The organism is Dyella sp. NPDC103356 (assembly GCF_055584465.1).
The window spans coordinates 1-6166 of sequence record NZ_JBVJLZ010000027.1 but is presented as its reverse complement, the minus strand read 5'-3'; the positions used below and the strand labels follow the sequence as shown (position 1 = coordinate 6166).

The window sequence follows — 6166 nt, the reverse complement described above, 5'->3', positions numbered from 1 at the left end:
CGGCCATGACCTGACCTTCGCCGTACCCGGGCACGACGACCTGGATCAGATGCTTGCCGGGTTGCCCGTTGAGCGACTGGATCTGTTCCAGCAACATCCTTGCGGCGGATTCAAAGCGCTGGGCAACAGCCTCACCGTCCCCAGGCGTCAGGCGGATGGCAGCCGGTAAATGGATATCCAGGCCAGCTATATCTACACCGCAAGTCAGCACAACATGCTGCTCGTAGCGGGTACCACTTGCATGTTCGACGACCGCAGGCGTCCATGTCGGGTACAGCTGCAACGTCTGAATCGGTGCAGTGCTTGCTCCTGACTCCGCCGTTGTTGCCCTCAGACTGAATTGCCTGAACCGGATACATACCACACCGCGCTCATCGCAAAGATCGATGTCGAGTCGTTGCACTGCATCGCCGGACTTGCTGCCGGCACTGTGCCTCACCACCGCCCACATGGTGTTCGTATACGGCGCCAGCACCTCCAGCTCGCCCAGCGCAAAGGGCAACATCGGCGCCATCTTGTTCAGATCGAACGGTGCGCTCATCTGCAAGCCCAACGTCGCCTGCAAGGCCGCATCCAGCAAGCTGGGATGCAGCACGTAGTCATTCATGGACACTGTGGCGGGCAGAGTGATACGCGCCAGTACCTGTTCGTTCCCTATAAATAGTTCGTTCAAGCCCTGGAACGCTGGGCCATAATGCAGGCCCATCTGTTCGAACAAGGCATAACATTGCGCTGCGTCCAGATAGGCCGCCGTGTGCTGTTGGCGCAAGCTGGCGAGATCGTGCAGGAGCGCAGCAGGCACATGATCGGCAACAGCCGTCACTTTACCCTGGCTATAGACTGCGATCTGGCCGTCTTCGGATTCGCGATATATCTCGAAGTCGATCACACCGTCGTCTTGTGGATTCAGGGCGATATGCAAATCGACCCCGTCGGCCCCAACAGTTACGGGCCGAATCCAGGCGATGTTTTTCAATTGAAGATGATGGCCTTCGCCGATCGCCTGGCCAACTGCATAGCGCGCTATTTCCAGTTGCGCCACGCCCGGCAGCACGCGGTCCCCTTGCACTACGTGGTCGGTCAAAAAGAACTCATTGCCGGTCAGGCGAGTACTGAAACGTAAACCCGCCACATCGGACGTGTTCCGATGCACCAATGGGTGCAACAGAATATGGGCACCAGGCGAATCAGCCGGCTTTACCGGGTTCACCGGTATCCAGTAGCGCTCTCGCGCAAAGGGATAGGTCGGCAAACTGATCCGGCGTGGCCTGCCTGCCCCGTAGAGATGCTGCCAGTCGAACGTCAGGCCCTTGACCCACAGGTCGAGCAGTTTGCCGAACTTGCCCTTGGCCATCCATGCCTCGACGATCGTTTCCATATCGTCGTCGCCGGCCAGGGCAGCCAGGGTCTCTTTGTTGCGCTTGACCTGGCCACGATAGAGATCGTCGATGGTCGTCTCACCCGCGACATAGGCGCTCAGTTTCGCGCGTAGTTCGGCCAACGAGCCGACGACCAGGCCCAGCCGCTCCTCCATGGCCTCGCGTCCTACCTGCAATGTGTAGGCAAGGTCGCCGAGGTCGATGGTCGCGTCCGAGACAATCGCATCCAGCAGCTGCCGCACCTGTTCGCGCAGTCGGTCCTCATGACGTGCCGACAGCACGACCAAGGCCGGTCCGCTTACCTTACGCGACACGGCGGGAGCGACATACTCTTCGATAACGACATGCGCATTGGCACCGCCCGCACCGAACGAGGAAATGCCGGCGATGCGTGTATCCCCTCGTGTCGGCCTTGGCCATGGCGCGAGCTCTTGCTGCACCACAAAGGGCGTGCTGGTGAAGTCGATATTTGGATTCAATACGCTCGAATGCAGGCTCGGTGCCAACTGGCCGTGCTTGAGCTGCAACAGCACCTTGGTAACGCCGGCAATACCAGCCGCGCTCTCGCAATGGCCGATATTCGACTTGGCCGAACCGATCGCGCAGAACTGCTTGTCCTGCGTCCAGCCTCGAAACGCCTTGGACAATCCGGCGATCTCGATCGGATCGCCCAGGCTGGTGCCGGTGCCGTGCGCTTCGATGTAGCTGATCGAACGCGCGTCCACGCCACCCTCACGCAAGGCACGCTCGATCACCTTGGCTTGTGCGTTGGGGTTCGGCACCGTGTAGCCGTTGGTCTTGCCGCCATGATTGATCGCGGTGGCCTTGATCACCCCGTAAATGTGGTCGCCATCGGCAATCGCTTGCGACAGCGGCTTAAGCAAGACCGCGCCCACGCCCTCGCCCGGCACATAACCTTCACCACCTTCACCAAAACTCTCGCAGCGCCCCTTGCCGGAAATGAACTTGCCCTGGGCCAGCATCAGGTATTTGTTCGGATGCACCGACACGTTCACACCGCCCGCGACCGCCACGGTGCAGTCGCCACGCTGCAGGCTTCGGCACGCCAGATGGATCGCCGTCAGCGACGACGAGCACATGGTGTCCAGCGCCAGGCTGGGGCCGTTGAAATTGCAGAAGTACGAAATGCGGTTCGCTACGGATGCGGCACTGTTGAGCATGGCAAGGTTGTTTCCCCTGGCCTGCTCCTGCGCTCCGTAAAGCTGGTATTCCTCGTACATCACGCCGACGAATACGCCGACGCTACTGTCCTCGGCCACATTTTCACGGGTATAGCCGGCGTCCTCCAGCGTGGCGTGCACGCACTCCAGGAACAGTCGTTCCTGCGGATCCATCAGCTCCGCTTCGCGTGGCGAGATATTGAAGAACAGCGGATCGAACAGGTCGACGCCGTCGATAAAGCCGCCCCACTTGCTGTACGTCTTGCCGGTCTTGCTGCGATCCGCGTCGTAGTAGAGCCCATGATCCCAGCGCTCGACGGGAATCTCGGTAATGCTGTCCTTACCCTGGCTCAGGTTGGCCCAGAACTGTTCGAGATTGGTGGCCTGCGGATAGCGCCCCGCCACGCCGATAATGGCAATCTCGCCGACGTCCTTGCTCGCAACGACTGCCCCATCGTCGGGCTGTCTGCCCGCTGCCTGAAAACTCGGTTGGCCCATGCCAAAGCGCGGGCGGCGCTGGGTAGCTGCGACCGGAGCATCCGGTTCGCGCAATGGCTCCGCATCTGAAGCATCGCTCAATGTTTCGCCCAGCACCTCGCCCAAGCGCGCGCGATGGTTGTCCACGAAATGACCGGCCAACGCCGCAATGGTCTGATATTCGAACAGCAGCGTCTTGGAAAGTGGCCCGAATATTTGTTCCAGGGTTCGGGTCAAGTCCATCACGAGAATGGAGTCGATGCCGTAGGCCTCCATTTGGGCACGTGCATCGATACTGTGTACCGGGCGCTTGAGCGTGCCAGCCAGTAGTCGGACGAAATAGCGTATGGCCTTTTCCTGCAGCTCGTCCGTCGCCGCACTCGATGGCGAATTGCCCTGGTCAGCCACAGTTCGGGCGGCTCTCGGCATCGCAGACAAGCTGGACTTGAATCGACTTATCGCGCCCTCGGCGACCAGCACTTGTGGCAGACCGCTCGACAAGGCTTGGGCCAGCGCTGTACACCCACTGGCACTGCGCAGCGGAATCAATCCGGTCTGCTGTGTCATGCTCAGGCGCGTCGCAGCATCGACCTGCATGCCGCCTTCTTCCCATAGCGGCCAGTTCACCGACAAGCTATGCCCGCTACGCTGTCCCTGCTTTGCCAGTTCCGCGCGATGGTGTGCAAACGCGTCCATGAACGCATTGGCCGCCGCATAGTCGGCCTGCCCCACATTTCCCAGCGCACCTGATGTGGACGAGAGGCAAACAAACCAATCCAGTGGCAGTTCACGGCTGGCTTCATCGAGGTAGAGCGTGCCAGGCACCTTGGCATGCAGAACCTCGTGCAACTCTTCTGCACTCTTCTTAATGATGAAACTGTCGCGCAAGATACCCGCGCCATGGATGATGCCGTTCAGACCGCCGAAAGTTTGAGCGACATCGCGCACCAACTGCGCCACGGCATCACGATCGCCCACGTCGAGCTGGCGATACTGTGCGAATACTCCCAACGTCTCGAGTTCGCCGAGCCGGGTTTGCACGGCCGCCGTCAGCGGAGAGCGTCCCGTCAGAATCAGTGTTGCGCCCTTGGCCTGGCGCGCAACGTCGCGCGCGAAGATCAAGCCCAGGCCACCGGCACCACCGGTGATCAGGTAAATCCCACGATCCTTCCAGGCCAACGTGATATCGGGCGATGGCTGATGTTCGACCCAGCCGGCTACTTCGCGCCGACCATCGACGTAACGCACCTGGGCCGATGGGTCGTTGCGATTATCTCGCAGCGCCTTCACCACATCCTGGCCCGCTTCGACATGGATTACCTGGCCAATGACGCGAGGATTTTCCAGCCGCGCCGTACGCAGCATACCGCCAAGCCCCGCCATGACCTGTGCTTGGCCCTGGCTTGGAACGACGACCTGGATCAGGTGCTGCCCAGGCAGCTTGCTCAATAACTGAATCTGCTCAAGCAACGTAGCAGCGGCCGATGCGTAGCACCGCGCGAGCTCAAGGCCCGTATCGATGGCAATGCACATGGTCTCCGGCAAGCCGGACTGCAGGGCGAGTGAACCTTCGCGGATAACCTCCGAGTCGCCGCACAGCAGCACGACGTGTTTCTCATAGCGTAGCGTTTCCGATGCAGTCACCGGCTGACTCGTCCAATCAAGTCGCAGCAAGGCTGTTCGTATGGCTTCTTCATACTCCTGATGCGCGGCTGTGCGCGCACAGAAATCACCTATGCGCGCGCAAACCACGCCTGCGTCAGTGCACAGGTAGATATCGAACTTCTGCAACGCATCGTCAGCGGTAGTGCCGCCACTACGACGTATCACCACGCACATGCTCTCGGCGCAGGGGCCCATGATGTCAAGCGTGCCCAATGCAAACGGCAGCATCGACGACGCTTCGCCCCAACGGCCGGCGTCATATGCCTGAAAGGCGATCGTTGCCTGCAACACCGCATCGATCATGCTGGGGTGAAGGACGTAGCCCTCCTGCATCGGCTTGACCGCGTCAGGTAGCGTAATGCGCGCCAGTGCCTGACCTTGCCCGATGAAAAGTTCGCTCAACCCGCGATGCGCAGGCCCATAGTTCAAACCCATATGGTCGAACGCCGCATAACATGCCGGCGCGTCCAGCGATTGCGTGCATTGCGAACGTATCTCGACGAGATCGAGCGTCGATGCGGTCGTATCGGGCAGAAAAATCGCCGAGCCCTCACTGTAGACGTGGTTCTCGTCGTAGAGCTCGAAGCTGTACGCGCTATTGGCTTCCGGAAACAGGGCGAGGTGCAGATCGAGCGGCTCGGAACCCACAACGACCGGTCGAAGCCACACGATGTCTTTCAGGCGAAGCTGGCCGTTGGCGGCAATCGCATGGGCTGCCACGACACGTAGCATCTCCAGTTGCGCAGCTCCCGGCAGCGTAGGCACGCCCTGCACCACGTGATCGGCAAGAAAGCTTTCCTTGCCGGTAAAGCGGCTGCTGAAGCGCAAGCCCCCCATCGTCGAGGTATTGCGATGCACCAGCGGATGCATCCCGGCGGGTGACGACGCCGACAACCAGGGCTTCGCCTCGACCCAGTGTTTTTCCCTGATAAACGGATAGGTTGGCAACGCCAGCCGGCGATGCTTCCCCACCTCGTACAGACTCGCTCCATCGATCGCCTGCCCGTCGACCCACGCCTGCGCGATAGCGTGCAGATTTCTATCGATCAGTGTCACGGGTTCGGTTTGAGCGAGCTTCTCTGCCGACAGCTCGCCGACGAAGACACCTTGCGCCTGCCCCGTCAGCCAGTCTTCCAGCTGCGCCTGCAATGCCTCGAACGAGTCAACGACGAGCGCCAAACGCGCCGCCATCGCCTGTCGACCTACCTGAAGCGTATAGGCGAGATCAGCCAAGCTGGCCTCACGCATCTCCGGCGAGGCGATGGCCACAAGCAACTGCTGCACCCGTTCGCGCAACACTGCCATCGTCTTGGCGGACAACACCACCAGAACTGATTCGGGTGCCGCTTCGCTTAGGATGGCCTCGACCGGCTCGACATACTCCTCGATCACCACGTGCGAGTTCACGCCGCCGAAACCGAACGAACTGATACCGGCACGGCGCGGCAGGGCTACGCCGCGGTC

The 6166-nt window shown here is 60.8% G+C and carries 1 protein-coding gene; it reads right to left on the bottom strand.

Features of this window, described 5'->3' with window-relative positions; all coding sequences use genetic code 11:
- A partial coding sequence (locus tag ACZ6WW_RS23485; protein ID WP_465276332.1) for an SDR family NAD(P)-dependent oxidoreductase occupies positions 1–6166 on the bottom strand: 6166 nt, incomplete at both ends.